23 protein-coding genes are annotated in these 26,734 nt (G+C 70.1%); 13 read left to right on the forward strand and 10 right to left on the reverse strand.

Annotated features, from left to right (window positions below):
- Window positions 1-42 precede the first annotated feature (42 nt).
- Window positions 43-564 (forward strand): hypothetical protein, encoded by a 522-nt coding sequence (locus Q5761_RS07690; RefSeq protein ID WP_318750117.1) that lies wholly within the window; start codon window positions 43-45, stop codon window positions 562-564.
- A gap of 228 nt (window positions 565-792) precedes the next feature.
- The gene (locus tag Q5761_RS07695) at window positions 793-1,905 is read left to right on the forward strand and encodes an Mrp/NBP35 family ATP-binding protein (RefSeq protein ID WP_318750118.1); all 1,113 of its coding nucleotides are present in this window, start codon (window positions 793-795) and stop codon (window positions 1,903-1,905) included.
- 324 nt (window positions 1,906-2,229) lie between these two features.
- Here the strand turns inward: Q5761_RS07695 and Q5761_RS07700 are convergent, their stop codons facing one another.
- Together Q5761_RS07700 and Q5761_RS07705 are read right to left on the reverse strand one after the other, a co-directional pair.
- Complete coding sequence (locus Q5761_RS07700) at window positions 2,230-3,309, reverse strand: copper oxidase (protein ID WP_318750119.1); 1,080 nt, start codon at window positions 3,307-3,309, stop codon at window positions 2,230-2,232.
- A 238-nt stretch (window positions 3,310-3,547) separates the two neighbouring features.
- Window positions 3,548-4,030 carry a CopD family protein gene (locus Q5761_RS07705; RefSeq protein WP_318750120.1) on the reverse strand — a complete coding sequence of 161 codons (483 nt, stop codon included), beginning with the start codon at window positions 4,028-4,030 and terminating at the stop codon, window positions 3,548-3,550.
- A 260-nt stretch (window positions 4,031-4,290) separates the two neighbouring features.
- Here Q5761_RS07705 and Q5761_RS07710 point away from each other — a divergent pair, with 260 nt between their 5' ends.
- The 4 genes from Q5761_RS07710 (at window position 4,291) to nirK (ending at window position 8,683) form a co-directional block, all read left to right on the forward strand.
- Entirely contained in the window at window positions 4,291-5,196 is a 906-nt protein-coding gene (locus Q5761_RS07710; protein ID WP_318750121.1) for a DUF2249 domain-containing protein, read from the forward strand.
- A gap of 157 nt (window positions 5,197-5,353) precedes the next feature.
- Window positions 5,354-6,622 carry an IS607 family element RNA-guided endonuclease TnpB gene (tnpB, locus tag Q5761_RS07715; protein WP_318750122.1) on the forward strand — a complete coding sequence of 423 codons (1,269 nt, stop codon included), beginning with the start codon at window positions 5,354-5,356 and terminating at the stop codon, window positions 6,620-6,622.
- Window positions 6,623-6,746: 124 nt separating this feature from the next.
- Window positions 6,747-7,013, forward strand: coding sequence for an indolepyruvate ferredoxin oxidoreductase subunit alpha (locus Q5761_RS07720; protein WP_243123391.1), 267 nt, complete (start codon window positions 6,747-6,749; stop codon window positions 7,011-7,013).
- Between the two features lie 536 nt (window positions 7,014-7,549).
- Window positions 7,550-8,683: a copper-containing nitrite reductase gene (gene nirK, locus Q5761_RS07725; RefSeq protein WP_318750123.1), complete on the forward strand. Its 1,134-nt coding sequence runs from the start codon at window positions 7,550-7,552 to the stop codon at window positions 8,681-8,683.
- Window positions 8,684-8,753: 70 nt separating this feature from the next.
- Here the strand turns inward: nirK and Q5761_RS07730 are convergent, their stop codons facing one another.
- Window positions 8,754-9,437 (reverse strand): Crp/Fnr family transcriptional regulator, encoded by a 684-nt coding sequence (locus Q5761_RS07730; RefSeq protein ID WP_318750124.1) that lies wholly within the window; start codon window positions 9,435-9,437, stop codon window positions 8,754-8,756.
- A gap of 350 nt (window positions 9,438-9,787) precedes the next feature.
- Here Q5761_RS07730 and Q5761_RS07735 point away from each other — a divergent pair, with 350 nt between their 5' ends.
- Complete coding sequence (locus Q5761_RS07735; protein ID WP_318751631.1) at window positions 9,788-11,470, forward strand: hypothetical protein; 1,683 nt, start codon at window positions 9,788-9,790, stop codon at window positions 11,468-11,470.
- Here Q5761_RS07735 and tnpB (Q5761_RS07740) read toward each other — a convergent pair.
- The 7 genes from tnpB (Q5761_RS07740) to Q5761_RS07770 all read right to left on the reverse strand — a co-directional run bounded on the left by tnpB (Q5761_RS07740) (window position 11,457) and on the right by Q5761_RS07770 (window position 19,829).
- A complete protein-coding gene (tnpB, locus tag Q5761_RS07740) occupies window positions 11,457-12,725 on the reverse strand; it encodes an IS607 family element RNA-guided endonuclease TnpB (RefSeq protein ID WP_318750125.1) in 1,269 nt (422 codons plus the stop codon). The two genes, Q5761_RS07735 and tnpB (Q5761_RS07740), sit on opposite strands and share 14 nt — an antisense overlap.
- A gap of 356 nt (window positions 12,726-13,081) precedes the next feature.
- Window positions 13,082-13,945, reverse strand: coding sequence for a YhfC family glutamic-type intramembrane protease (locus Q5761_RS07745; RefSeq protein ID WP_318750126.1), 864 nt, complete (start codon window positions 13,943-13,945; stop codon window positions 13,082-13,084).
- A gap of 139 nt (window positions 13,946-14,084) precedes the next feature.
- A complete protein-coding gene (locus tag Q5761_RS07750; protein ID WP_318750127.1) occupies window positions 14,085-15,863 on the reverse strand; it encodes an aldehyde dehydrogenase family protein in 1,779 nt (592 codons plus the stop codon).
- Window positions 15,860-16,987 (reverse strand): R2-like ligand-binding oxidase, encoded by a 1,128-nt coding sequence (locus Q5761_RS07755; protein WP_318750128.1) that lies wholly within the window; start codon window positions 16,985-16,987, stop codon window positions 15,860-15,862. The genes Q5761_RS07750 and Q5761_RS07755 overlap by 4 nt, the downstream gene beginning before the upstream one ends.
- A 233-nt stretch (window positions 16,988-17,220) precedes the next feature.
- Window positions 17,221-18,267, reverse strand: a complete 1,047-nt coding sequence (locus Q5761_RS07760) for an alcohol dehydrogenase family protein (RefSeq protein ID WP_318750129.1) — start codon at window positions 18,265-18,267, stop codon at window positions 17,221-17,223.
- Between the two features lie 283 nt (window positions 18,268-18,550).
- On the reverse strand, window positions 18,551-18,979 hold the full coding sequence (locus Q5761_RS07765; protein ID WP_318750130.1) for an SCP2 sterol-binding domain-containing protein: 429 nt from the start codon (window positions 18,977-18,979) through the stop codon (window positions 18,551-18,553).
- 175 nt (window positions 18,980-19,154) lie between these two features.
- The gene (locus tag Q5761_RS07770; RefSeq protein ID WP_318750131.1) at window positions 19,155-19,829 is read right to left on the reverse strand and encodes a TetR/AcrR family transcriptional regulator; all 675 of its coding nucleotides are present in this window, start codon (window positions 19,827-19,829) and stop codon (window positions 19,155-19,157) included.
- Between the two features lie 125 nt (window positions 19,830-19,954).
- Here Q5761_RS07770 and Q5761_RS07775 point away from each other — a divergent pair, with 125 nt between their 5' ends.
- From Q5761_RS07775 to Q5761_RS07800, 6 genes are all read left to right on the forward strand, one after another.
- On the forward strand, window positions 19,955-20,677 hold the full coding sequence (locus tag Q5761_RS07775) for a nucleotidyltransferase family protein (RefSeq protein WP_318750132.1): 723 nt from the start codon (window positions 19,955-19,957) through the stop codon (window positions 20,675-20,677).
- Window positions 20,677-21,237: a PH domain-containing protein gene (locus tag Q5761_RS07780; protein WP_318751632.1), complete on the forward strand. Its 561-nt coding sequence runs from the start codon at window positions 20,677-20,679 to the stop codon at window positions 21,235-21,237. Before Q5761_RS07775 ends, Q5761_RS07780 begins: the two co-directional genes overlap by 1 nt.
- Window positions 21,238-21,824: 587 nt before the next feature.
- The gene (locus tag Q5761_RS07785) at window positions 21,825-22,415 is read left to right on the forward strand and encodes a DUF6230 family protein (RefSeq protein ID WP_318750133.1); all 591 of its coding nucleotides are present in this window, start codon (window positions 21,825-21,827) and stop codon (window positions 22,413-22,415) included.
- A 315-nt stretch (window positions 22,416-22,730) separates the two neighbouring features.
- Window positions 22,731-23,501 carry a DUF6114 domain-containing protein gene (locus Q5761_RS07790; RefSeq protein ID WP_318750134.1) on the forward strand — a complete coding sequence of 257 codons (771 nt, stop codon included), beginning with the start codon at window positions 22,731-22,733 and terminating at the stop codon, window positions 23,499-23,501.
- Between the two features lie 249 nt (window positions 23,502-23,750).
- Window positions 23,751-24,596 (forward strand): hypothetical protein, encoded by an 846-nt coding sequence (locus tag Q5761_RS07795; RefSeq protein WP_318750135.1) that lies wholly within the window; start codon window positions 23,751-23,753, stop codon window positions 24,594-24,596.
- A 156-nt stretch (window positions 24,597-24,752) separates the two neighbouring features.
- Window positions 24,753-26,558 (forward strand): ABC1 kinase family protein, encoded by a 1,806-nt coding sequence (locus tag Q5761_RS07800; RefSeq protein WP_318750136.1) that lies wholly within the window; start codon window positions 24,753-24,755, stop codon window positions 26,556-26,558.
- The last annotated feature ends 176 nt before the right edge of the window (window positions 26,559-26,734 follow it).

A 26,734-nucleotide genomic window follows, 5' to 3' on the forward strand; every position in this document is an offset into this window, starting at 1 on the left:
CACGGGGTCGGCGTCGGTGCGTTCAACCTGATCCGGCGCGCGGTGTACGAGGCCATCGGCACCCATCGTGCCATCGCGCTCCGTCCGGACGACGACCGGCAGCTGGGCCGGCAAGTGAAACGCCACGGCTACGCCCAGGAGCTGCTCGTCGGCGGGGAACGGATCCGCGTCGCCTGGTACCAGACGCTCGGAGAGGCGCTCCGCGGCATGGAGAAGAACACGCTTGCAGGGATGGACTACCGCTGGGACATCGCGGTGGTCGGGCTGGCTGCCGTGGCTCTGGCGACCCTGTTCCCATGGACGGCGCTGTTCTTCGGCGACGGGTGGATCCGCTGGACGGCGGCCGCCGCGATCATCGCCATCGCGGCCGGCTACCTGCTGGCAAACCCGCCCCCCTTGTGGCGCGGTCTTCTCGTCCTGCCCGTCGGGTCCGTGGTGCTGGTCTACGGTTTGGCGCGGGCGCTGGTGATCACCGCCCTCCGGGGCGGCATCTACTGGGGTGGCCGGTTCTTCCCCCTTGAGCAATTGATGAGGCAAAATACCACGTACGACGCCTCGCTGTGACGTGCCGGTACCGCCCCAAAGGGGCGCCGGCGTCCAAGGGTCGTCAGCAGCAAGATGCAATCGCCGATACCGTTCGCGTCTCCACCCTCCCCGGAGGAGCGGTTTGCCCGCTAGCCCTCACCGGCTCGACCAGCTTCCCCTGTGACCCCCATCACCGACCGCACCCGTCCCTGGCGCTACGCTGGAACCAGACGGGCCCATGGCCTGCGAACAGGAGGAACCTGGCCCATGAACAAGCGCGACGTGTTGCAGCAGCTGGTCCGGGTGCGGCTGGACGACGGCAGCCACCCCCTAGCGGACGGCCGCATCCAGGACGTGCTCATCGAGATGCACGGCGAGCGGGCCCACGTAGCGATCCTGATCGATGAGAACTGGGACGGCGGCTCGCCGCCGGCCGACGCCCAGGAGCGCTTGCGGCAAGCGGTGCTGGCGATGCCGGGGGTCGCGTCGGTGCGCATCGTCCCGCGGCCGCGCCCCCGCGCCCGGGGGGTGACGGTGCCCGGTGCCGCGCCCGCCCCTGGGGGTGGCGACGCCCCGACCCGGACGCTGCCCGAGGGCCTGCAGGGCGCCCGCTTCGTGGCCGTGGCCAGCGGCAAGGGCGGCGTCGGCAAGTCCAGCGTCAGCGTCAACCTGGCGGTGGCCCTGGCCCGGCGCGGCCTGCGGGTGGCCATCCTGGACTGCGACATCTACGGCTTCAGCGTCCCCGCCTTGATCGGCCTGGAACGGTCGCCCGCCCTGGACGACAATCGCAAGGTCATTCCCGGCCACGGCCACGGCGTCGACGTGATGTCCATGGACTTCTTCGTCCAGAACAACAGCCCGGTGGTGTGGCGCGGGCCCATGCTGGGGAAGGCCCTGCGCCAGTTCCTGTTCGACACCGCGTGGCACCATCCCGACGTGGTGGTCCTGGACCTGCCCCCGGGCACGGGCGACATGGCCCTGGACGTGCAGCAGCAGTTCCCGCCCATGGACGTGCTCATCGTCACCACCCCCGACCCCTTCGCCGCCCGCGTGGCCGAGCGCGCGGGCTCCATGGCCGTGAAGATGGGCCACCGGGTGATGGGCGTGGTGGAGAACATGGCGTACCGGGAGTGCAGCGGCTGCGGGCGGCGCGAGTACCTGCTGGGCCGGGGAGGCGGCGACGCCGTGGCGGCGGCGCTGGGCACGCAGGTGCTGGCGCGCATCCCCATGGAACCCCCGCCGCCGGGCCTTCGCACCGACGGCCTGTTCCCGCCCGCATCGGCCGCGGGGCGCGCGTACGAGGAACTGGCCGCAACGGTGGCCGCACGACTGGGGTTGAACCGGCAGGACGCGGCGCGTCCCGCCGGGCGTTCCCGCTGACGGCTCGTCGACGGCTCGGGCCGCGGGCGTGGGCGGCTCGGGTCGGACGGAGGACCCTGCTCCCGTTCAACCTCGCGCGCGGGCCGGGGCCACCACCCCCGGCCCGTGCTGTACCGGGTTGCCCTCTCGTCGGGCGACCGACCTGCGGGCAAATGCCTGTGCGGTGGAAGCGCCGACGCAGTTCCTCCGCCGGTTTGTGGATTGACCGGTTTGTGGATTGACCAGGCTGACGCCGCGGAACTTCGACGGCGCCGGCCATCCAGGCCGGCGCCGCGGTTCGCCAGAAGGCCATGAGGCAAGCTTCAGAGTCCCGTCCGAACCGCCCTACTCCTCCACCTGCAGCACCTGGATCAGGCCCAGCATGTTGCCGTGCGAGTCCTCGACGTGGGAGATGATGTGGCAGTGCCAGACCCACGTTCCGGGACGGTCGAAGTTCACCAGCACGTCGTAGGTGTCGCCGGGCATCATGTCCAGGGTGTTCGCCTTGATCGGCTGGGGCAGCGGCTGGCCGTCCTTGGCGATGATGGTGAAGTCGGCCCCGTGCAGGTGCATCGGGTGCACCAACTCGCCGATGTTCATGAGGCGGAAGCGCGCCGTCTCACCCAGCTTGAGTTTGATGACCGGCGTGTGGGGGAAGGACTTGCCGTTGATGACGTACCCCAGCTGACCGTCGCCGATCATCAGGCTGTATTCCTTGTCGTACTTCCAGGGTTCGGGCCCCTTGGGCTCGACGATGAACGTCCCGTACAGGCCCAAGCCCTTCTGCTTCATCGTGTTGAAGTGGGTGTGGTACATGTGGGTCCCCGCCGGCTTGGCCACGAATTCGTAGACGAACCGGCCGCCGGGCGGGATGGGGTCCTGGGTCACCATGGGCACGCCGTCCATCTTGTTGGGGACCGCCAACCCATGCCAATGGACCACCGTGGGCTCGGGCAGCTGGTTCTTCACGATGATCCGGACCCGGTCGCCCTCCTTCACTCGGATCTGGGGACCGGGCACCGTCCCGTTGAAGGTCCAGCCCTCGTACTCCTTGTCGCCCACCGACCACTTGACCGGCAGCGCCGTCAGCTCGAAGACCTTGACGCCGTCCTCCACCCGGTACTTGGCCAACTGCTGCCCCTCGGGCAGTGGCTGCTGGCCCTCGGAGCCCGTCCCCGCCGGGTAGATCGTGTAGTCCGCCGGCGCGGCCGTGCTCCCGGAGCCGTGGCCGGCCGCGGTCTGCCCCGTGCCCGCGGCGTCCCCGCTTCCGGCCGACGCACCGCCCCTCGCCGGGGCGGCCGGCGCCTGGCCGGATCCGAGGGCGCCCACCTGCGGGGCGACCGCCCAGACCACCAGGCCGACCACCACCGCCCCGGCCAGGAGCCACCATGCCTTGCGCTTCCGGTCCGTCTTGCCCCGCGTCATGGCGCACCGACCTCCCGGTGCCATGGTCGCAGAGCAAGCTGAGCGACGGTTGAGCGAAACCTGAGGGCTAGCTGAGAAAGCGGCTACGCCGGAGGAGCCGCGTCCCGGGGGTGCCGAGGCAGCGGATCGACGCTGGCGAGCGGATGCGACGGCCAAAGGCACCGCCCCGGGGTGCTGGCGTGAGCCATGGCCGCCAGTCGGCCGTGGCCGCAAGGCGTCGCGGCCCCCTGCTCGGGGACTACCGCACGAGCTGTACCGCCAAGAACACGACGATCAGGGCCAGAATGGCCGTCACCCGAGCCAGGCGGCCCGCCCTGCGGCGCAGTCGCTCGGGATCGCCGCCGGCGCGGGCCGCCCGCTCAGCCGCCGGCCCGGCGACGAAGTCGTGCATGGCGGTGAGCAGCATCATCAGGGACACGGCGAGGAGCTTGGCGCCCAGGATCCGACCCCATGGCGTCTGAAAGAAGCTGCCGTCCATCACGTTGGCCAGGGTGGCTCCCCGAGCCGCCATCTGCACGGCGCCCGTGACGGCCAGGATGGCCAGGGCGGTCCACCCCACCACGCGGAAGCGGCGCCCCACGTCGGCGAAGAGCCGGGCGCGTACGTCGGCCGGGTATCGGCGCGACGCCGGCACCACCACCAGGCTGAGGAACAGGATGCCGCCGACCCAGACCATGGCCGCGAGGACGTGGACGAAGACCACGAGCTCATAGCCCCGCATGCCCGGTTCGCCCTCCCCCTGCACGAAGCGCATCGGCTCTGGTGCCCAGCACGTCTCGGTCCCGGATGGACGGCGGGGCGCGGTCGCACGGCCCGCCCTGGCGTGCGGCGCCCGACCAGCCCCGCCCCGACGCTGTTCACCCACGCTACCGTACCACGCCGCCCCGGCCCAGCTGTGACGGCCATCACAGCCCCGTCTGCCCGGCCAGCGTACGCTGGCCCCAAAGCGCCGGTTGCCACCGTCGAAGGAGGGGGAGCCCCATGGTCCCACGGGATCCGGACGCGGCTGCGCGCATCCGCGCCCACCACGAGGCCATGATGCTCGCCGTGGACCAGCGCCAGGAGGCACTGATGGCCGCCGTGCGCCACGGCGAGCCGTATCGCCCCGCCCTGGCCGAACTGGCGCGCTACGCCCGGGAGGAGGTGCTGCGCCACGCGGCTGCCGAGGAGGCGACGTTGTACGTGGCGGCCACGGGCCGACCGGCGGGGCGGGCGCTGGTGGCCGCCCTGACCGCTGAGCACGGCGCCATCCGCGCCGCCCTAGAGCGGCTCGAAGGCGCGCGCGATGCCCTCGAGGCCGTGGCCGCGGCCGCGGCGTTGGCCGCCCTCTTCAAGGGTCACGTCGCCAAGGAGAACGACGTGCTCTTGCCCATGCTCCTGGAAGAACCGGCCGTCGACCTGGCGGGGCTCCTCCAAGGGATGGAGGGACGCCTGGCGGCCCCCGGCGCCACCGCTGACGGCGGCTGCCCTCAAACCCTCGACCCGGAGAGGGTGGGGCAGGACCCGGCCGCACGGACGGACGGGACGGAGTCGGGCGAACCGGTAGGGAGGGTCGGGCGAGCCGGCACGACGTCTACGGACTTGCCCAAGCCCACGGATCCGCCGGAAGGGGCGCCCGAGCTCGACGTGCGCGGCTACCCACCGGCCCAGCGCCACCCGGTGATCTTCGCAACGTTCCACGCCCTGGAACCCGGCCAGGCCTTCATCCTGGTCAACGACCACGATCCGAAGCCGCTCTACTACCAGTTCGCGGCGGAGCACGCCGGGCGGTTTGAATGGGAATACCTGGAGCGCGGTCCCGCGGCCTGGCGGGTTCGTATCGGCAAGGTCGCAAGCGGCGGCCAGCCTGACGCCCCAGGTGCCGGAGGGCCTGGTGGACTCCCCTAGGGCCCGAGAGGGCTGAGAACAGCTAACGCGCTGCTTATCATTTCTCGCCCAACGTCATCAAATCTTCGCATTCCCTCCCCTCTGTTCCTCGGTCGCCCTTTAACATGGAACATATGTTCTGGTATGCTGTCCTTGGATGATTTTGGGGGGCTTGCCCGTGCGTGTGTTGCAGGCGTACCGCTTCGCCCTGGACCCCACACCCCGCCAGCAGCGGGCGCTGGCCTCCCACGTGGGCGCCCGCCGCTTCGCCTTCAACTGGGGCCTCGCCCTGGTGAAGGAGCGCCTGGAAGCCCGCGCCCGGGGTGAAGACGTGGAAGTGCCATGGACCCTCGCCGCCTTGCGGCGGGAGTGGAACCGGCAAAAGCACGTCGTCGCCCCCTGGTGGCGGGCGAACTCGAAGGAAGCCTACGCCTCCGGGCTGGACGGGTTGGCCCGGGCCCTTCAGAACTGGTCCAAGAGCCGCCAGGGTGAACGCAAGGGCCACCGGGTGGGGTTCCCCCGGTTCCGGAAGAAGGGCCGGGGGCGGGAGTCGCTGCGGTTCACCACCGGCGCGATCCGGGTGGACGACCAAAGCCACGTCGTGCTGCCCCGGATCGGGCGGGTGAAGACCCACGAGCGGACTACGGCCCTGCTCCGGCGCATCGAAGCGGGAACGGCCCGCATCCTGTCCGCCACGGTGTCACGGGAAGGGGGCCGATGGTTCGTCAGCTTCACCTGCGAGGTGGAGCGGCAACCGGGCCGCCCCCGGTTCCCCTGGAAAGTCGTCGGCGTCGATGCGGGCGTCCAGCACCTGGCGGTCCTTTCGACGGGCGAGAAGTGGCCGAACCCCCGGTCCCTTGAAAAGGCGCTCCGAAAGATCGCCCGGTGGAATCGCGCCCTGGCCCGGCGCCAGAAGGGCAGCCGGGGGTGGCAACAGGCCCGCCGCCGGCTGGCCCGGCTCTATGCGCGAGCCCGAAACCTCCGCCAGGATGCCCTTCACAAGCTGACGCACCACCTCGCGAGCACCTACGGCGTGGTGGTCGTCGAACAGCTGCACGTGGCGGGCATGCTGAAGAACCGGCGGCTCGCCCGGGTGCTGGCCGATGCCGCCCTGGCGGCGATCCGCCGCCAGCTCCGCTACAAGTGCCCCTGGCACGGGGCGGTTCTGGTCGAAGCACCGCCCTTTTACCCGAGCAGCAAGCGGTGCTCCCGGTGCGGCGCGGTGAAAACATCGCTCCCGCTTTCGCAGCGCATCTTCCGCTGCGAGGAATGCGGGCTCGTGCTCGACCGGGACGACAACGCGGCGCGGAATCTCGCGGCCCTGGTGGCCGCCGTCGCCGGGAGTGGCCCGGAGACGAAAAACGCCCGTGGACGGGATGGAAGACCTGCCGCAAGGCAGGCGGTCCCGCAGGAAGCGGGAAGCCGGCACCGGCGCATGGCCGGGTAAGACCGGCACCGCCGATCCGCAAGGATCGGCTGCCTGAAAACAGATGACGATGTTTCAGGTAACGGGTCCGCGAGTCGGCCCGAACCTGGGGCGGTGACGTCCGTCACCGACGGCGGTCGAGGGCATGGCTATCATCGAGGTGGAGGTGAGTATCGTGATCTACGTGATCTGCGAACCCTGCATCGGGGTCAAGGACAAGTCTTGCATGGAGGTCTGCCCCGTCGACTGCATCTACGAGGGCGAAGACCAGTGCTACATCAACCCCGACGAGTGCATCGGCTGCAGCGCCTGCGCGGCCGTGTGCCCGGTGGAGGCCATCTACGACGAGGACGAGGTGCCGGAGCAGTGGAAGGACTACATCGAGAAGAACCGGCGGTTCTTCGAACAGTGAGCCACCGCCCGTGACCCACCGCCGACCCGTCGGCCGTGAAGGCCCGTGGCGGTCCCTGGGGGGCCATCCCCCGACGGGATCGAGCGGGATCGAGGCTGCAGGGCCCGCCTGCGTCCCAGTCCTGCGTACCTGCGGGTCGGTGGTGGCCCTCTGGCGGGACGGGCGGGCGGTAGAGCGTGGGCCCGCGCGGTCGCCCGGCGTGACGCCGGGCGACCGCGCGCGTTCTCCGCGCGTCGTCAAAGGGCCACGAACGGCACGGCGACCCCGCTGGCAATCCCGGCTTTCGACGCGGCGCCTGCTGGGTGCCGCCGCGCGGCGGGCCCGACCCCCTTCTGCCCCTGGTGGCCGATGCAGTCACCGCGCCGACGAATCCTCAGGGTGCGGTCAGGACCGCCTCAGCCGAAACTCAGGATCCTCCCCCAGCATCGGAAGTGAGCACCGCACCGCGCTCCGGACTCGACGCGACCCGGCCCACCCGCGTGCGGATTCCGGCGGGGCGGAGCGGTGCGCGACCTCCGAAAGGGGAGGGACCTCCCATGGCAGGTCCAGTGAGCGGCCCCCAGGGCCTCCCGGCACAGAGCAGGCGGCGTAGGCGCGGATTGCTGGCGCTGCTTCTGGCTCTCAGCATGGTGGCGGTGACGGCCTGCGGCAGCAGCACCGCCGGCGACAGCAACCAGGGGCAGGCGGGTTCGTCCGGTTCGGGTACGGAGCAGGCCCAGCAGGTCGAACCGGCTCGCGCCGATGCCAAGGTGGTGGCCGCCGATCCGACGGCGGTACCGGAACCGGTCGGCAAGCGGCCGCCCAAGACGGTGCGCATCGACCTGGAGGCGGTGGAACTGGACGGCCAGCTGGCCGACGGCACCACCTACACCTACTGGACCTTCAACGGCCAGGTGCCCGGGCCCATGCTGCGGGTGCGGGTCGGCGACACGGTGGAGCTGCACCTGAAGAACTCGCCCCAAAGCGGCCAGATCCACTCCATCGACCTGCACGCCGTGAACGGGCCGGGCGGTGGTGCGGTGGCGACCCAGGTCAAGCCGGGTGAGGAAAAGGTCTTCACCTGGAAGGCGCTCAACCCGGGCCTGTACATCTACCACTGCGCGTCGCCCCACATCCCGACCCACATCGCCAACGGGATGTACGGCCTGATCCTGGTGGAGCCCGAAGGTGGCCTGCCGCCCGTCGACAAGGAGTTCTACATCGTCCAGGGCGAGATCTACACCGACCTGAAGCACGGCGAGAAGGGCCATGCCGGATACGACTATGAGGCCCTGCTGGACGAGGAGCCCAACTACGTGGTCTTCAACGGCGCCAGCGCCTACTGGACGGGGGAGCGGGCGCTGAAGGCCAAGGTGGGCGACCGGATCCGGATCTTCGTCGGCAACGGCGGCCCGAACCTGATCTCCAGCTTCCACGTGATCGGCGAGGTCTTCGACGCCGTCCACGACCAGGGCGCCACGGAAGCGGTGCACAACGTGCAGACCACGCTGATCCCCGCGGGCGGCGCGGCCTGGGTCGAGTTCACCGTCGACGTCCCGGGCACCTACACCCTGGTGGACCACTCCATCAGCCGGTCCATCGACAAGGGCGCCCTGGCCCAGATCGTGGTGGAGGGCGATCCCAACCCGGAGGTCTTCGACGCCCCGGCGACCAGCCCGGACACCCACTGAGGCATCGCCCTCGGTCGAATCGCCACCTGGGATTCGACGGCTTGTGCTGCCGGATCCCAGGCGGCGCCGTTCAGCCCCCGTCCCGGTCCCGCGAGCGCACCCGCCAGCGGCCGCTGGGGTCCTTGGTGATCAGTCCCTGGCGCTTGAACTCGCTGATCACCCGGCTCACGCTCTCGCGGGCGGCCCCCACCAGCGCGGCGATCTCCTGATGGGTCAGCTGGTCGCCCATGTGCTTGACCAGCACCTCCAGCACGCGGGTGCGCAGGTCGCGCCACACCAGGCTGCGGATGCGGTCCTGCAGGTAGCGGATGCGCTCTTCCTGGGCCACCAAGAGGGCCATGGCCAGGTCGCCGTGCTCGCGGACCAGGCCAAGGATGGCCTCCCGGGTGACCACCCCGACGACGCCGTCCTGGATCACCTCGGCCGTGGCCGGATAGCCTCCGCCGGTGAACAGCCCGACGGCGGGGAAGAGATCGCCAGGTCCCAGGAGGTGCATGATGTACTCGCGGCCGTCGTCGTCTACGGTGACGATCTTGACACGGCCGCTGCGGAGGAGGAACACGGCCTGCACCGGTTCCCCCTCGCGAAACAGCACCTCCCCGCTGCGGCACGCGCGCCAGCGCAGGTGTTCCGCCACCTTGGCGACCAGCTCGGCTGGAACCCGATCGAAGGGGTGGATGCGCTGGAGGGCCGTGACCACGGCCTCACGGGACCGGAAAGCGCCGCCGCCGGCCGGCGCACCGACACGATCCATGGCGATCCTCCCGAGGAGCCTCCCGTCCCCTGAGTTTTCTCCCCGCAGCCGCGTTCCTCCCCCATCCGCCCTGCAGGAACCGACCGACAGACCCGGGCACGCCGAGGGGGACCGCGACGTTCGGCTGACCCGTCATGGCATCGCCACCGCGGGGACCGGCTGGAACCGCCGGCCACGCCCTCGGCCGGCGGGTGCGATGGGGGTCCGTCGGGGAAGCCGGGTCGAGCCGCCCCGACGGACCGGGACGCCCGTGGACGGGGTCTGTGACCGTGGCTACTGCAAGCCAGGACCGATGCGGCACAATGGATGCGACACAAGGGTGCGAGGCGAGGACGTCAGAGGTGAGCACGATGCCGCGGGAGTCGGAGGGGAGCACCCTATCGCGGGAGGAGGCAAAGCAAGCCGCTGCAGGCCGGCGCGGCGCCGAACGACCCGACGGGACGCCGGCCGCCGGCGGCCGACGGTCTCCCGGCCCCCGGCCAACCGCACCGACGGAGGGCGCCGCGGCCCGCGCGCGGGCAGACCGCCGCTGGCCGTGGCGACCGTTCTTCGATCTGGCCGTGGCCGCGGCGTTGGTGCCCGGCTTCCTCCTGGGCGGCCTGATGGCCGCCGCCGCGTGGCGGGGCTGGTCATGGGTCCATGCCTACCCCGCCCTGGCCCAAGCCCACGGCCACGCGCAGCTGGTCGGCTGGGGCGGCGCCCTGATCCTTGGCGTGGCCTTGCAGTTCCTGCCGCGGCTGAGAGGGAGTGCCCTGGTGCAGCCCGACCGGGTGCCCCTCTGGTTCGGCGCGCTGGCCGCCGGCCTGGGGATGCGCGTCGGCGGACAGGCGCTGGCCGCGCTGGTGCCGGCCGCGGCGCCCGGGGGCCTGGGCATCCTGGCGGCCGGGGCGGTCCTGGAGCTCGTGGCAGCGGCCGGCCTGCTGACCCTGCTGGCCCGCAGTCTCGCAGCCGGTCCCCCCCTCGGGCAGAAGAAGGCCTTCGGGCAGGTGGTCCCGCTGTTCGCCGTCGCCGCGGCCAGCCTCCTGGCGGCGCTGGCCCTGTGGGCGGGGGCGGCGCTGTCCACCGTGACCCCGGCCGGCATCGGCTTCGGACTGGGGTCCGGCGTCCGTCACGCGGGAGGGGCCGTCCCGGATGGGTCCGTCGCCGCGGGGAGGGGCGGCATGCCGGGTGCCGCCGTCGGTGCTGCCGTGGCCGCCACCCTGCCCGCTCCCGTCGATGCCGCGGCGGTGCGCCTGGCCTTGTTCGGCTTCATCGGCGCCACCTCGGTGGCCATGTCGGCCCGCCTCTTCGGCCTGTTCTTCCGCGTCCAAGCGGCTCGCGTGCCGCTCCTGGGTGCCGCGGCGGGAGCCTTCGGGGCGGCATCGGTGCTCGACGCCGTCCCGGGCGCCATGGCGCTGGTCGGCGGCCGAGGGGCGCCGCCCGCGTGGGGGGCGCTGGCCGACCTCGCCTGGGGAACGGCCCTGCTTCTGGGCACCGGCGCGGTACGGATCTTCGAGCGGCGGCTCTCGTTCCCCGGAGACAAGGGTCGGTACCGGGTGTGGCGCGATCCGACGGCGGTGGCAGCCCTCTTGGCCTACGTCTGGGCGGTGGTGGCGGCCGCCGTCCTCGTCGTCCGCGGACTCGACGGCCTCGGCATCCCCCTGACCCCCGCGACCCCGCCCGCCGACGCCGCCCTGCACGCCGTCGGAGCCGGCTTCATGACCCTGCTCATCATGGCGGTGGCCCCCACCATGCTGCCCGGCTTCGGCGGGGGGCGGCTGCGCGACCCCGGCCTGGTGGCGGCGGCCGTCGCCCTGGCTGGTCTGGCCGCCGTCTTGCGGGTGGCTCCGGGCCTGATCCAGACGGTGGACGGGCGGGCACCCGCCTGGAGCACCGGGGCGATGGCCGTGGCGGGCGCCGCCGGTGCCCTGGCGGTCGTCCTGCTGGTGGTGACGCTGTGGAGGAGCTGGCGGATCCGTTACCTGAAACATCGTCATCTGTTTTCAGGCAGCCGATCCTTGCGGATCGGCGGTGCCGGTCTTACCCAGCGATGAGCCGGCGCCGGCTTCCCGCTTCCTCCGGGATCGCCTGCCTTGCGGCAGGTCTTCCATCCCGTCCACGGGCGTTTTTCGTCTCCGGGCCACTCCCGGCGACGGCGGCCACCAGGGCCGCGAGATTCCGGGCCGCGTTTTCGTCCCGGTCAAGCACGAAGCCGCATTCCTCACAGCGGAAAACGCGCTGCGAAAGCGGCAGCGACGGCTTGACCGCACCGCACCGCGAGCAACGCTTGCTGCTGGGATAGAAGGGCGGCGCTTCGACCAGGACCGCCCCGTGCCAGGGGCACTTGTAGCTGAGCTGGCGGCGGATTTCCGCCAGGGCCGCATCCGCCAGCACCCGGGCCAGCCGCCGGTTCTTCAGCATGCCCGCCACGTGCAGCTGTTCGACGACCACCACACCGTAGGTGCTCGCCAGGTGGTGGGTCAGCTTGTGAAGGGCATCCTGGCGGAGGTTTCGGGCTCGCGCATGGAGCCGGGCCAGCCGGCGGCGGGCCTTTTGCCACCCCCGGCTGCCCTTCTGCCGGCGGGCCAGGGCGCGGCTGGACCGGGTGATCTTTCGGAGGACTTTTTCAAGGGACCGAGGGTTCGGCCACTTCTCGCCCGTCGAAAGGACCGCCAGGTGCTTCACCCCCGCATCCACGCCCACCACCCGCCCGGGGAACCGGGGGCGGCCCGGTTGCCGCTCCACCTCGCAGGTGAAGCTGACGAACCATCGGCCCCCTTCCCGGGCGACCGTGGCGGACAGGATGCGGGCCGTTCCCGCTTCGATGCGCCGGAGCAGGGCCGTGGTCGGCTCGTGGGTCTTCACCCGCCCGATCCGGGGCAGGACCACGTGGCTTTGGTCGTCCACCCGGATCGCGCCGGTGGTGAACCGCACCGATTCCCGCCCTCGGCCCTTCTTCCGAAAACGCGGGAATCCAACCCGGCGGCCCTTGCGTTCACCCTGGCGGCTCTTCGACCAGTTCTGCAGGGCCCGGGCGAGTCCGTCCAGACCGGAGGAATAGGCCTCCTTCGAGTTCTCCCGCCACCAGGGCGCGACGCGGTGCTTTTGCCGGTTCCACTCCCGCCGCAAGGCGGGGAGGGTCCAGGGCACCTCCACATCCTCGCCCCGGGCGCGGGCTTCCAGGCGCTCCTTCACCAGGGCGAGGCCCCAGTTGAAGGCGAAGCGGCGGGCGCCCACGTGGGAGGCCAGCGCCCGTTCCTGGCGGGGTGTGGGGTCCAGGGCGAAGCGGTACGCCTGCAACACACGCATGGGGAAGCCCCCAAGATCATCCAAGGACATCGTACCAGAACATCTGTTCTCAGACAACGAGCCGGCCGAGGAGGGAAGGAGATGCGAAGATTTGATGACATTGGACGAGAAACGATAGGAAACGCACTAGCTGTTATCAACCCCGCAGGCCACCGGCAGGCCGAGCGGCCTTGAGCCGACCGCGACGTGCGACGATCGAACGGCCGTCCGGACACGGCTTCACGGCTCGAGCGGTCCGTCGGGACCCCACCCGACCTTCCCGCCTCCCCCCGGCCTTCCGGCCTCCCACCCGGCCTTCTCGCCTCCCACCCGGCCTTCCCGCCCTCCCTTCGATCCGGACGCCCGGGCGCCGCCCCTCACCCACCCCCGGCTCGCCCGTGGGCACCTGCTACCCCGACGGACGCACCTTCTACCCCGACGACCGCGGCATCCAATACCGGGGCCCAGCGCAGGGCGCGCCACAGGAACCCCGCCGCCAGGACCAGCGCCACCCCCTCCGCCAGCAGGCCGTGGCCGGACTGGGCCAGCGTCACGGCGCCCGCATTGACGGCGAAGTGGACGCCCACCGCCGCCGCCCACAGGATGGCCCGGCCGCGCACCCACGCGGCCGCCACCAGCACGCTGAGCCCCACGTGCAGTGCCAGGGCCGCCACCCGTTCCACGAAGGCCAGCGCGGGCGCCGCGAACCCGCCCGCCAGGACGGCCTCCCGGGCCTGGCGGAGTCCGGCCGCCGCCTCGGGAGGCAACCCGAAGGGCGCCCCAGGCCGGTCCCCACCGGCCGGGCCGCCCATGCCCTCGGCCCACGGCAACAGCCACAGGGCGATCGCCGTCGCCAGCAGGCTGAGCCCGACCAGGACCGCGGACTCGAAGCCGCCGTGGCCGAGGCCCATGGCCACGGCATCGGCGGCCCGCGGCCGCCGCACCACCAGCCGGTAGGCCACGTACCGCCCCGTCTCCTCCCACAGGGCGGCCGTCAGCGAGGCGAGCAGCGCCGTGGCCGCCACGCCCCATCGCGCCGTGGCCCAGGCGTTGAAGGCCGGCAGCCACGGCAAGCGCAGCAGGCCTTGAAAGACCAGGAAGGTGGCAGCCCCGATCAGCGCCACCCGGGCGCGCCACCCCCAGCGGCGATGGCCCAGCCAGAACACGACGGCGGGGAGCAGGATGGCCCCCGCCCCCGCCAGCCCGTACATCAGCGCGATCGCGCGCAGCCGATCGTCCACCGCGGTACCCCCCGTGGACCGCCTTGGACCTCCATCCCTCCGCGACGCGGCGGAGGCTGCGGAGCCTCCGCGACCCCATCCCGAGCCGCCGGGACCGCTTCCACCCCGGTCGACCCCGTCGAACCGCGGTCCCGACCCGTCAACCCAGGTTGACCCAGACGCTCTTCACCTCGGTGTAGTGCTCCAGGGCGTACCGCCCCATCTCCCGCCCGATGCCGCTCTGCTTGAACCCGCCCCAGGGGCTGGTGGCGTCCAGCAGGTTGTAGCCGTTGATCCACACCGTCCCCGCCTTGAGGCGGTGGGCCACCTTGATAGCCTTGGCCACGTCCCGCGTCCAGATCCCCGCCGCCAGCCCGTAGGGCGTGTCGTTGGCCCGGCGCACCACCTCGTCCAGGCTCTCGAAGGGCAGCACCGTCAGGACCGGCCCGAAGATCTCCTCCCGGGCGATGGTCATGTCGTCCCGGCCCAGGAACACCGTGGGTTTGACGAAATAGCCCGGCCCCGCCTCGGGGTTCGGCTCGCCACCCACCAGAAGCTCCGCCCCCTCGGCGCGGCCCCTTTCGATGTAGCCCAGCACCCGCTCCATGTGGGTGCGGCTGATCAGGGGCCCCATCTGGGTCATGGGGTCGATGCCCGGCCCCTGGCGCAGGCGGCCCGCCCGCTCAGCGATGGCCCCGACCACCCGATCGAAGTGCTCCTTGTGGACGAACAGGCGAGAGCCGGCGCAGCACACCTCGCCCTGGTTGAAGAAGATGCCCATCATCGCTCCGGCCACGGCGCTGTCCAGATCCGCGTCCGGGAAGACGATGTTAGGGGACTTGCCGCCCAGCTCCAGGGTGACCCGCTTGAAGTCCCGGGCCGCCGCCGTCATGATCTTGCGGCCGACGGCCGGTGAGCCGGTGAAGGAGATCTTGTCGACCCCCGGATGCTCCACCAGCGCCCGGCCGGCCGGCTCGCCGTAGCCCGGCAGGACGTTGACCGTCCCCGGGGGGAAGCCGGCCTGGCGCACCAGCTCCGCCAGCCGCAGGGCCGTCAGGGGCGTCAGCTCGCTGGGCTTGAGCACCACCGTGTTCCCCGCGGCCAGAGCCGGCGCCAGCTTCCAGGAGGCGATCAGCAGGGGGAAGTTCCAGGGCACGATGGCCCCCACCACCCCCACCGGCTCCCGTCGCGTGTAGGCCAGGTACTCGCCGGGGAAGGACACGGGCAGCGTCTCCCCCGTCCACTTGGTGGCCCAGCCGGCGAAGTAGCGGAAGTGCTCGACGGCCAGGGGCACGTCGGCCATGGTGGTCTCCGTGACCGGCTTGCCGGTGTTGAGGGACTCCAACTGGGCGAACTCCTGGGCGTTCTCCTCCACAAGGTCGGCCAGCTTCCAGAGGAGCCGCCCGCGCTCCGCCGGGGGCAGCTTGCCCCAGCTGCCTTCCAGCGCCCGCCGGGCCGCCTGGACGGCCAGGTCCACGTCCTCCTCCCCCGCCTCGGCCACCTCGGCCAGCGGCTCGCCCGTCGCGGGGTCGGTCACCGTCAGGTAGCGGCCCGAGCGGGGCTCCTGCCACCGCCCGCCGATGAAGAGCGGCTTGGGCGAGCTCAGCCACTGCCGCAGGGCTGGAGCCACGAAGGGAAGCTCCAGGGTCTGCGACCGGGACGAACCCGGCCCGCCGGCCCCGGCGGTGCCGGCCTCCCCCGGTACGGCCCGCGGGTCGGCGGCGGCTGCACCCGCGGCCGGGGACGCGGGTGCGGGCTCCGCCTGGACCCCCGCGTGCGCTCGGAACGTCCTGGCGGCAGCGCCCCCGGTGCCGGGGCCCCTGGCCGCGACCTCGCCGGCCGCAGCGCCCCCGGACGCACCCCTCGCCGACGCCGCCGCGCCTTCGGGGCCGGTGCCGCCCGCCGGCGGCACCGGCCCCCCGCGCTCCCGAGAGCTCATGCGCCGGACCCTCCTCCGCCGCCCGCAGCCGGGCCCCCTTGGGCCCGCGCCTCGGCTCGTCCTGGGCCGCTTCCCGTGGTCGCCGCCGGCCCCGCGGGGCTCCCCGTGGCGGCCGGCGGGCCCCCCGCCGGATCGCCGGCGGCCGCGCCGGGTCCGTCCGGATCGCGGGTCGCCTCCTCCACCTGGTCGGCGGCCAGTCGGTAGACCTCGGCCAGGGACTTGCCCCGGGCCTGCTCGATCCGCCGGGCCCGCAGGCTGAACTGCTTGATGGCGTAGTCGATGAACTCCTTCTGGTCCACCTCGAAGGGGTGCTGGTCACCGTAGGCCGCGTAGATCTCGTGGGTCACGCCCAGGGCGTAGGGCAAGAGGTGGTTGAGCCGGCGGTCGATGACGTGCCAGATGGCGTCGTCCGCCGCCACCAGCCGCTGCAGCAGGAAGACGCCGTAGGCCAGGTGCCGGGATTCGTCCCGCTGGAAGTTGCGGATGCCCTGGATGAACCCGGGCATGACGCCCTGGCGCTGCAGGGTCCGGTAGAAGGCGTAGTAGCCCGTCTCGGCCAGCACGCCCTCGACGATCAGGTTGTAGGTCACCGACGCCTCCGCCTGGGCCGCCGGCGACGGGTCGTCCAGCAGGCGGTGCATCGCCCGGGGCAGCTCCTCGTAGAAGATCTTGCGATAGCTCGGCGTGTGGTAGTGGTGCAGGTCCGCCCCCGCGACCCCCGCCACCTCGTCAAGGAACCGGCGCATGAACTCGGTGTGCTTCGCCTCCTCCCAGAGGAAGGTGGTCAGAAACATCTCCTCCTCCAGCCGGCCCTCGCGGGCGATGACCATGATCAGGGGCAGCAGGTCGAGGGTGACCGACTCCTCCCCGGCGGCGAACAGGGCGACCAGGCGCAGCAGCGCGTCTTTCTGGGCGTCGTTGAGGAGCTTCCAGTCCTCCTTGTCCTGGCTGAGGTCGATGGACCGCGGGTCCCAGGTGCCGAACCGCTTCGCCTTGTGGTAGAGCCGCATGGGCGGCAGGTCGTGGTTCAGGCCCCGGCCGCTGGTGGTGACGAAGGCGTCGTGGCGCGCCTCCACCGTCCCCGGGCGCCCGCCCGCCGCTCCGGACGTCGCCGCACCGGACATGGGCATCCCCTCCCGCTCGTGTCGTTCTCGCCGCGATCCGGCCGACGGATCGCCGGCGAGGGTCCACCCCCAGGGACCCCCCGAAGGCTCGGAAGAGCCGTCGCAGGCCGCGGGTCGCCGAACCGCCCGGCGCCCTGTCGCGGCACCGGCATCGAGGACCCGCCCTCGGTCGTCTCCTGGAGCCCATCCGGGTCAGCCTGCCACCCGGCCCGCCCCGGGACCGGGCGCTCCCCTCAGGCGTCGGGGATCAGCACCACCTTGGTGGCCTCCCGGCTGTCGAACATGCGGTACCCCTCCACCGCCTCGGTCAGGGGCAGCCGGTGGCTGATGATGACCTCCGGGTCGATCCGGCCGCCGGCCACCAGGGCCAGGGTGGCGTCGATGTCGCGGTGGATGTTGGCCAGGCCGATGCGGAAGGCGATGTCCCGGGTCAAGCTGGTGGCCAGGGGGAAGGCGAAGCTCTCGACGGTGGTGACGCCCACGGCGACGATCCGCCCACCGCCCCGCACCAGCTCGAAGGCCAGGGCGACGGTCTTCGGCCCGCCCACCGCCTCGATGACCACGTCGGCCCCGAGACCCCCCGTCAGCTTGTTGACCTGGGCCACGGGGTTCGTCTCGCTGGCCACGACGGGCACGGCCCCCAGCCGCTCGGCCAGCTCCGCCCGGTCCCGCAGGAGGTCGATGGCCAGCACCCGTGCGGCTCCCTGGGCGAAGGCGCTCTGGACGGCCATCAGGCCGACGGGCCCGCAGCCGATGACGGCCACCGTCTCGCCCGGCTGGAGGTGGGCGTTGCGGACGGCGCCGTAGGCCGTCGTCAGGATGTCGCCGCAGAACAGGGCCTGTTCGTCGCCCAGTTCCTCGGGGATCGGCCGCAGGTTGACGTCGGCGTGGGGCACCCGGACGAACTCGGCCTGGGAGCCGGCCAGGTTGCCGAAGGCCACGCCGTAGCCGAAGACGCCGTACTCCCGGCACTGGTTGTAGGCGCCCTTGCGGCACATGGCGCAGTGGCCACAGGCGGTGTGGAAGGTCCCCACCACCCGGTCGCCGGCCCGGAAGGCCCGGACGGCGGGGCCGGCCTCCACCAGCACGCCGGTGAACTCGTGGCCGCAGACGAAACCGGGCACCATGCCGGGGATGTGCCCGTGGTAGATGTGCAGGTCCGAGCCGCAGATGGCGCAGCGGGTGACCTTGACGATGGCGTCGTCGGGCTGCTGGATCGCGGGCTCGGGTACCTCCTCGAGGGCCACCTGGCCCACGCCGCGGTACGTGACCGCCTTCATCTCAGGCCCCTCCTCGCTCGGCCGCAACTCCTCCTGCCCCGCCGGGCCGCGGCCGCGATCTCGCGCCCGCCCCCCGTCGCGGCCGCCGGCCGCTGGACCGCACCCCGTCGCCACCCGACGGGATGCCGCCCGCACCGCGCCGGCGGATCCGGCCGCACGACCGCGTCGTGCCCGACGGCCGCATGGTGCCGACGGCCGCGTCGTGCCCGGCGGCCACGTGGTGCCCGACGGCCGCAGGCACCGGCGGCCGCGTGGTGCCGACGGACCGCCGCATCCCGCGGCCTCAGGCCACCCCCTCGGGGAACTCCGTCTCCACCTGCTGGGCGGAGTTGACCAGCTCCTTGGCGGCGATGACGTACCCCGAGAGCACCCCCATGTCGCCCTTGAGGATCTTGAGCTTGCCGCGCATCATGGCCGCCAGCGGATCCAGCTCGCCGTCCATCACCTGCTTCCAGGTGTAGGCGTCGGCGCTGATGATGTAGGGCACGTTCTCCAGGTCCGCCTTCGTCCCCACCCGGGCATCGCGGCACTCGCCCTTGTACAGGTCGAGGATGATGGCCCGCTCCTCCTCGATGCCCAGGGACGGATCGGCCTCGAGGACGAAGGCCAGCGGCCACTCCCAGGTGCGGGAGGCCTCGCGATAGTTGGCGTTGGCGTTGATGCGCTCCTTGTAGGCCTTGGCCCACTCCTCGGTGAAGGCCTGGAATGCCATCCGCATGATCCCCTCCGGTCGTCCTAGACGTGGACGCTTATTGCCATCCGCCACAGCGTATCGCGCCTTGGTGCGTCCGGTTCCCCGGCGGAAGTGGCTCGGACGGTAATGGATGGGCCCGCAGCCGTCCGGCAATTGCCAGCCGTTGATCAGGCGCACGGTAACGTGCTTCTCGTCATCGCTTTTCGCCTAGGGAGCCTTTCCACGCAGCACAACCAGCCTTTGCCGCGACCTGGCTCACCAGGATGTGAGCGACCTCCGGTTTTAACACCCCCTTCGCCATGTAGAGCAAGAACGCGTCGGCAATGGCCTCGGGTGACAATGGACCCCCGCGACGGTACCAGACGGTCACCCAATTCATGGCACCAAAGCCAAAGAGACGCAAAAGCCGTAAGTCCACCCCGGGCTGGAACAACCCGGCGGCGGCTCCCTCTTCCAAGGTACGATCCCAGAGCCTCTCGTAGTCTTCCTGCGCCTTGGCGACCCGGGCTGCTGCCTCCGGACTCAAGTAGCGGTTTTCCTGGAGGATCACGGAAACGAAGTCCTGATTCTCCAAACACGCAAGCAGGTGGGCACGCAACCCCAGCCAAATCCGTTCAGCCAAGGCCGGGCCGCCCTCTGCCATGGCTGCCTCGACCCGCCGGTGTACCATCTGGATACCGTGCAACATGACTTCCAACAGGAGCTGGTCTTTGTTGTTAAAGTGGTAGTAAAGGGCCGCAGGGGTGACTCCCAAGGCGGCGGCCAGATCCCGCATGGTCGTGGCGGGATAGCCCTGCCGTGCGAACAAGCTTGCCGCGTGCTGAAGGATGGTCTCCCGCTGCGGGGACAGAATCTTGCTGTGGGCCAACGTCGTCCCCCCATTCACTGGGGTTGAAGATCCTAGCCTGGCGCTCTTACTAAACGTTTAGTAGGTTGCTTTCTGCATTCTTCGCCATGAGACGACGACTTCCTTTCGGTCACCCGCGAAAAGTTATGCATGAAGAGGTGAAGATAACCGTGGCAACTGGTCCCGCCGGGGTCATCGTCTTGGCGGCTGGACAGGCTACACGCATGGGCCGGCTCAAACAATTGTTGCCCCTGGGCAATCGCCCTCTGGTTGAGTGGAGCATCCAATCCGCCCGGGAGGCACGGTTGGGGCCGATCGTGGTTGTCCTGCACCCGGCGGTGGCCGCGGCAGGCATCCCTCGTCACCCTGACCCGGTGGTGCATCCCGTAGTGAACCCCTGGCCCGAGCGTGGCCAGGGCGTTTCCATCCGACTGGGACTCAGGGCACTCTTGCAGACCGAACCCTCGCTCGAGGTGACCCTGGTTGTCCTCGGCGACCAGCCCTTCGTCTCAGCCAACGTGATGACGGCCCTTGTAGAGGCATTTCGGGAGGCAGCACGTAACGCTGTCGCGTGCCGAGCAGCCGGAATGGAGTCTGCTCCGTCAGTGCCGGTCGGCGCACGACCCGTGTGGAACGGCAAGCCAGGCCATCCGGTGCTTCTCAGCCGGCCACTGCTGTCCGAAGCCTTGGCCTTCCCGGTCACCGACGGCATCAAACCCCTGCTAGACCACCATCGAGAGCGAATGCTGTTCTGGCCGGCACCGGGCCCGGAGGTAATCACGGACATTGACACGTGGGAAGATTACTACATAATTACTAGGCGACTGCAGTCGGGGGAACACCACCAAGCCTCGGGGGAGCGCCGGTGATGCCACCCCCCTCCTATTCGCCAGGCTACACGGCCGGCTCCGGCTGGACGCCCCTTGCCCCGGCTCCTGCCCGGGACGAGGGCTTGTGGACCGCCGTACTCCTTGTGGTCTTCGGAATCGCTGCCTGGGGTACCGACTTCCCTTGGCTCTTCGCGTGTGCGCCGCTCCTTGTGTTCGTCAACTACCTGGCTCGTGCACGGTTGGTGTACCTAGCTGGTCCGGACCGTTTCGTCGTCCAAACGCTGATCGGGCGTCGGTCACTTCCTTACACAGCCGTCCAGAAAGCGGAATACCTGGAACTGAGCGGTGGACTGCGGCTCGTCGCAACCTTCATGCCAGGATACGTGGTCGGTTGGGTCTACCTGAGCGGATTAGGACGCCAGTTGCTCTTGGGAAGTACGGACCGGGGACCTGCCATCCGCCTCCACACCGAGCGAGGGACCATGATCATCACCCCGCACGACCCGGTGGCTGCGCTCGCGGTGTTGGACGAGCATGGTATCCCTCTAGATGCTCCGCGTTGGGTTCTCAAGGAGGTTCGCCGCTACCGGCGGAGGTAACGATCGCGAGTCCAAACGATACCGGCCGCACATCCGCCGCCAGCCCTAAGGCAACCACCCATGGTGGCCAGATGATCATCCGCCAGCCGTGTCACACCCCGGCTTAGGAGCCCAAAAAAATTTCGAGGTGCTGGAAGGATGAAGTGGGAAGGCGTCGAATGTTACGCGCAGCCCAATAAATAAACGTTTATTAAGTAATGAGCCACAGCCACCCTCAGTGGTCACTGCAGTGCTTCTCCCATCTTGCACCGCGGTACCGTACCCTTCCGGTCCCAGGGTGGTGCGATGGCCATGGTGAGCGCCCCCAATGGGGACGCCGTGGGGTCCGCCGTCTTCTCTATATCGGCCACCACTGGACCCTGAGTTCCGTGCTTGAACGAGGGCTTATTCCACATTTGAAACGGACTCCTGGACGCCGCGAAAGGGGGTGCAGCCACTGGCGTCCTCAAGGAGGTGAAAGCGGGAGAAACAGCACACGCCCAATCCTTGGCTGAAAGAGCCCCATTGGAGCGCTAACGAACCTCCGGCCGACTCAGAAAAAGGCGTGGGGCACTTCGGCGTGTCCCGGAATTAGGGGGGAGCGTCCCATGACTGCCACTGCAGCGTGGATGAACAGGAAGCGGTTCTTGGGGGTCGCGGCCGCCGGCTACCTCGCCTTGGCGGTTGTACTTGCCACACTGTTCGCTACGGGAACGATCTTTGCGGCGTTCCCGCTCGCGGGCATCGGTGGCTTCGTCGTCGCTGCAGAGCGCATCGAGGGCGACGTGTTTAAGTTGACGCCGGCCCTCGGCGATACGTCCGAACAGCAATTTTGGCCCCAGGGCGCCGTCCAGCTCAATGAGGTTCGAATCGACGGTCTCAATCTTTCTAAAGACCTCAATATCGGTAGCTTGCGGGCAAAGGTCGAAATCTTAGCCAGTGGCAGAGTGGTAGGGCATGGTGTGACGATGAACATTTCGGGGATGCAGGCTGCTCAGGCCGAATTCGACAACATGAAAATCGATGAGACGTTCTCCAGTGACGTGTTCAAGAAAATCGGTCTATCCGCCGACTCCATGACCTTGGTTCAGCCAGCCATCAACACCCATCTGCTCACCACGAACTCCATTACATTACCTGGGATGAAGCTAAAGATCCGGTTCTTCAACGGCGACCAGGAACTGGGGGGCGACTTCTGACCACCCAGTCCAACCGTCGATAAGGCTGTTGGTCATGGCGGCCCCGACCGGCCGCCATGACCAACGCCTTCCTTCGGTTTGGGGGGTAGGGGGAGCGTCATGGGGCGGAGGATCTTAACCGCCATGGAATGTGCCCTTTGTGGTGCCGTTCTAGGGATGGGATTCACTCTCTTCCTCTTTCGACGCCCTGTGGGGGACTTCAGCTGGGGCTTGGTTGCCGGGGGCGTAGGCGGTGGTGCACTCCTCTATGTGTTGACCCATCCAGAGGGGGCGCCTCGACGGCGGGACACGGCCATTCTGGCTGTGGCCTGCTTGGTGCCTGGCCTGTTTCTCGCTGACCATCTTCGCACCGACCTCTCCCCAGCCCTGGCCGCCACCCTCGGGTTGCTGTGGAGCGGTCTCTGGTGCGGGCTTGCCGCCTGGTTTCAGGCCCGGCTGGTGGGTGCGGGGTGGTATACCCGTTACCACGGCGAACTGGCGGTCGTCCTGGCATGCAGTACAGCCGGGTCCGTCGCGGGCCACTTCCTCGCACGAGGGGTTGGCGGTGCGACCTCGCCGTGGGGCGAGGGCCTGCACTGGGTGCTCCCAGCCCTTCTCGCGGTGACGGCCAGCCTCATCCCCGGTGCCGCGCTCAGCCGCCAGCCGTACCGCCCCGTTCTAGGCAGCCTGCTCGGCTTCATTAGCGGCGGCCTGGTCCTGTGGTTTGGAGTCCAGGTGGCGCCCATGCTGTTTCTTCCAGGAAGTGGGCTCCTCTGGGCCGGCACGGTAATTGGCATCGCCATCCTGGTTGCCGCCAGCCTGCCGGTGATCTACCCCAAATCCGCCTTGGTCACCGGTCTCATCATGGTCGGGCTATCCATCCTGTCCTTTATTGGTGCGACCGGTGGCCTGCTCGTCGGTGGCCTGCTTGGTATCCTCGCCGGCGCGATGTTCGCCTCCTGGGAGGGACAGCCCCATGGCCTGGGCGTCGCACGGCCTATACCCCGAGGACAGGAGACAACCAGTGTGGTGACGGCTCTCGGCAACGACGAGGAACCGGCCGAATCCCCCGTCGCCGAAGAACAGTCCCACGAGGCCAGCGGATGAACCCGCCGAGAAGGGGTGAAGCCTTTGGTTCGTCGCCATCTTCGGCCATCATCGGGCCCACGCACTCTCCTCCGGCGAATGCTTCGCAGGTGGCTGGCGGCCTCTCTGATCGCGATCGGCTTGTTGGCCGTGTTGTCCAGCATGAGCCTCCACGCAGGGAGTTCGCAACCTGGAGGTTCCGACCCTGCGGCACCTCCCGCCGTAACGCAGCCTGGAGGAGAAGGGCCTGGTTCCACCAGTGGCGCCACCATGCCGGACGCACCCGCCGACGACGAAGGCACAACGGATGAGGGTCCCGGCGACCAGCCCGCTCCACCGGCGACCGGCGACCAGCCTCCCCCTGGCACCGCTGAGTCCGGCAGTGGGAGGGGCGGTGATCCGAGCACCGACCCAGGCCGTGAGCCAGGTGAGTCGGCCGATCCGGAGGCGGAAACGCCCCCACCTTCGGGCGAACCCGGCGGAGCCCCCGGAACGCCAGAGAGTCCCGGCGAGAAGCCGCGGGACATCGATGAACGAAGTGGTGCGGAGGAGGACTTCCAAGGCAGGGGCATCGTGCAAAGGACGTCGGGACCGTTCCCGTCGGAACCCGCGGTCGGGGGGTTCGTCATCGAGGTGAGTCACCTTTCCGGCTCGAACCTCTTCGTTGACAAAGAGTTCGATGACACCGCAGAGCTGGAGCGGGCACCCCAGGCCCGCATTCGGCTACGCGACGTCGAATTGCGGGGCCTAAACCTGTTTAAGAACCTCACCACTGACGACGGCATGCCGTTTCACCTCCGCATCGAAACCGCCAAGGGCGCCGAGGATACGGCGCGCGTCGAGGGCTGGATGGAGGTGCGCGTTTCCGAACTCTATGCCAAGCGACTGAAAGCGAAGGCACTTGGCATCGTCCCCATCACCCTCACCGATTATTGGACTACCGAACCCGAGAACGATCTGTTGATTCGTCTCGCCGGCCTGCTCGGTCTCGTCAACCTCGAAGCCGATACCATGAAAGTCAACGCCCACAAGATGCAAGTCCGCTTCGACAAGATCGTCATTCCCAACTTGGTTCTCACCGTGGGGGAGGGTCACCTCTCAACGGAAGTCGAGTAGCGACCCGCGGTAGAGCTGGCCGAGCCCCGGGCGGCACGTGCCGGGTCCAAGTGTCGTAAACGCCTTCGTAACCGCGAAGAACCTCTGCCAATGGGGCGCTGCGTAGGCCGCGTTGGCCACGCGGCCGTTCCGGCAGCTAGGGGGGGTTCCATGGTCATGGCCACCCAACCCCCGCGGGAGGCGCCCGCCCAGGCGGGCCGGCGGCTCGACCTGTCGGCGCCCTGGTGGTCCTCGCCGCGGTGGGAGGAGGAGAAACGGCGCATCCGAGGGGAGCTGGCCGCCCTGGAGGCCCGCATCACGCCGCGCCGGCGCTTGCGGGCGGTGATCCGGACCCTGGCGCGCCACGGCCTGCTGCACCTGGTGCAGGATCGGCGCGCCGTCACGCCATCGGCCGGCGACGCCACCCACGGCCGCCATCCCCGCCGCGACCCCGACCGACGCCTGCGCCAGATCGGTCGCCGCCTGCGCCTGGCCTTCCAGGAGCTCGGCCCGACCTTCATCAAACTGGGACAGGTGCTGGTGACCCGGCAGGAGCTCCTGCCCGACCCCATCACCGCGGAGCTGGCGCAGCTGCTCGACCGGGTGCCGCCCATGCCCTTCCCGTACCTGGCCGTCGTCCTCGACGAGGAGCTGCCCGACGGGCTGCAGACCTTCGCCTGGATCGACCCCGAACCCATCGGCTCGGCCTCCCTGGCCCAGGTCTACCGGGCGCAGCTTCGCGACGGGCGCCGCTGCGCCGTCAAGGTGATCCGGCCGCTGGTCGACAAGCTGTTCCAGACGGACATCGCCAACATCGCCAGGCTGGCGCGGCGCCTGCAGCGGCTGCTCCCACCGGCGGTCGCCGCCTCGTCCGACCTCCCCGGCCTGATCCGCGACTACTACAGCAGCGTGCAGAGCGAGCTGGACATGCGCATCGAAGCCCGCAACACCCGGGAAGGCCGCGAGCTGGTGGAGGAGTTCGGCACCCTGGCGGTGCCGGAGGTCTACCTGGCCACGCGGCGGGTGCTCGTCACCGAGTACGTGGACGGCTGGAACATCAAGGACTTCCCGGTGGACTTCTTCACCTTCGAAGAGCGCTTCGAGCGCATGATCGACCTGGCCCACCTCTACATCAAGGAGTTCCTCAACGGTCGCTACCATGCCGACCCCCACGGGTCGAACCTGATGGTCTGCCGCCACAGCAAGAAGGTCTACGTCATCGACTGGGGCATGGTCGGGCGCATGGACGCCCTCCACACCGAGGCGATCTTCCGGCACCTCCTGCACATCCGCCTCAATCAGGCGGAAGACGCCGCCGAGGTGATGCTGGACGTCTTCGAGCCCACCCCCTACACCGACGTGGGCCGGCTCAAGGACCAACTGCGCTCGCTCTACATCCGCTACGTCGACACGGAACAGGCGGGGCCCCACAACTGGGGCCATCTGCTGGTGGAAGAGATCCGCATCGCCATGGACAACCACTGTCGCATCCCCACCGGCCTCTCCCTCTGGGCCAAGGGCTGGTCCGCGGCGGAGGGGACGGCCCGCTGGCTCTGCCCGGAGATCAGCTACCACACGGTCGTGGAGTCGGCCGACGTCCAGATCCTGCGGCGCCTCCTCGCCCGCCGCTTCAACTACCGGGCCAACGCCGCCTGGATCGCCGAGGCCTCGGAGCTGGTGGCCACGCTGCCGCGGCGGCTGAACAAGATCCTGGAGCGGGCGGCGTGGAACGACTTCAAGGTGCCCGTGGAGGCGCGGCTGAGCGATCCGGCCCAGAGGGCCCTCGATCGCATGGTCAACCGCGCCACCCTCGGTCTGCTGGCCGGCACCTTCTTCCTGGGCGCCGCCCTCCTGGCGGCCCTGGGCGGCGGCACCTGGGACCGCATCCCGGGCCTCGCTGCGGTCACGACGGTGGCGCTGTGGGGCTCGCTGGGGGTCGGGGTCTACACCGTCTGGCGGATCCTGCGGTCGAACAAGGCCTGAGCGAGAGGGGTGACGCCCATGTCCCCACAGGGCAAGGCCGGCCGACCCACGGCGTCGGCCGTCCGTGCCAGGACGGAGGGTCCCGCGGCACGCGGGAGGGCGCTGGGTCCCGTGGAGCGGTGCGGGGCGGGGGGCCCCGCCGAGCATGGGCGGGCGGACGCTCCCGAGGGGGCGGG

This window comes from Thermaerobacter composti (genome assembly GCF_033582035.1).
In the GTDB taxonomy this organism is placed as follows: Bacteria; Bacillota; Sulfobacillia; order Thermaerobacterales; family Thermaerobacteraceae; genus Thermaerobacter; species Thermaerobacter composti.

Bases quoted from the DNA above. Each gene is read 5' to 3' on its own strand.
- Q5761_RS07695 (WP_318750118.1), top strand. From the start codon at position 793: ATGAACAAGCGCGACGTGTTGCAGCAGCTGGTCCGGGTGCGGCTGGAC.
- Q5761_RS07700 (WP_318750119.1), bottom strand. From the start codon at position 3,309: ATGACGCGGGGCAAGACGGACCGGAAGCGCAAGGCATGGTGGCTCCTG.
- Q5761_RS07705 (WP_318750120.1), bottom strand. From the start codon at position 4,030: ATGCGGGGCTATGAGCTCGTGGTCTTCGTCCACGTCCTCGCGGCCATG.
- Q5761_RS07710 (WP_318750121.1), top strand. From the start codon at position 4,291: ATGGTCCCACGGGATCCGGACGCGGCTGCGCGCATCCGCGCCCACCAC.
- Q5761_RS07720 (WP_243123391.1), top strand. From the start codon at position 6,747: ATGGCTATCATCGAGGTGGAGGTGAGTATCGTGATCTACGTGATCTGC.
- nirK (WP_318750123.1), top strand. From the start codon at position 7,550: ATGGCAGGTCCAGTGAGCGGCCCCCAGGGCCTCCCGGCACAGAGCAGG.
- Q5761_RS07730 (WP_318750124.1), bottom strand. From the start codon at position 9,437: ATGGATCGTGTCGGTGCGCCGGCCGGCGGCGGCGCTTTCCGGTCCCGT.
- Q5761_RS07735 (WP_318751631.1), top strand. From the start codon at position 9,788: ATGCCGCGGGAGTCGGAGGGGAGCACCCTATCGCGGGAGGAGGCAAAG.
- tnpB (WP_318750125.1), bottom strand. From the start codon at position 12,725: ATGCGTGTGTTGCAGGCGTACCGCTTCGCCCTGGACCCCACACCCCGC.
- Q5761_RS07750 (WP_318750127.1), bottom strand. From the start codon at position 15,863: ATGAGCTCTCGGGAGCGCGGGGGGCCGGTGCCGCCGGCGGGCGGCACC.
- Q5761_RS07755 (WP_318750128.1), bottom strand. From the start codon at position 16,987: ATGTCCGGTGCGGCGACGTCCGGAGCGGCGGGCGGGCGCCCGGGGACG.
- Q5761_RS07760 (WP_318750129.1), bottom strand. From the start codon at position 18,267: ATGAAGGCGGTCACGTACCGCGGCGTGGGCCAGGTGGCCCTCGAGGAG.
- Q5761_RS07765 (WP_318750130.1), bottom strand. From the start codon at position 18,979: ATGGCATTCCAGGCCTTCACCGAGGAGTGGGCCAAGGCCTACAAGGAG.
- Q5761_RS07775 (WP_318750132.1), top strand. From the start codon at position 19,955: ATGCATGAAGAGGTGAAGATAACCGTGGCAACTGGTCCCGCCGGGGTC.
- Q5761_RS07780 (WP_318751632.1), top strand. From the start codon at position 20,677: ATGCCACCCCCCTCCTATTCGCCAGGCTACACGGCCGGCTCCGGCTGG.
- Q5761_RS07785 (WP_318750133.1), top strand. From the start codon at position 21,825: ATGACTGCCACTGCAGCGTGGATGAACAGGAAGCGGTTCTTGGGGGTC.
- Q5761_RS07795 (WP_318750135.1), top strand. From the start codon at position 23,751: ATGCCGGACGCACCCGCCGACGACGAAGGCACAACGGATGAGGGTCCC.
- Q5761_RS07800 (WP_318750136.1), top strand. From the start codon at position 24,753: ATGGCCACCCAACCCCCGCGGGAGGCGCCCGCCCAGGCGGGCCGGCGG.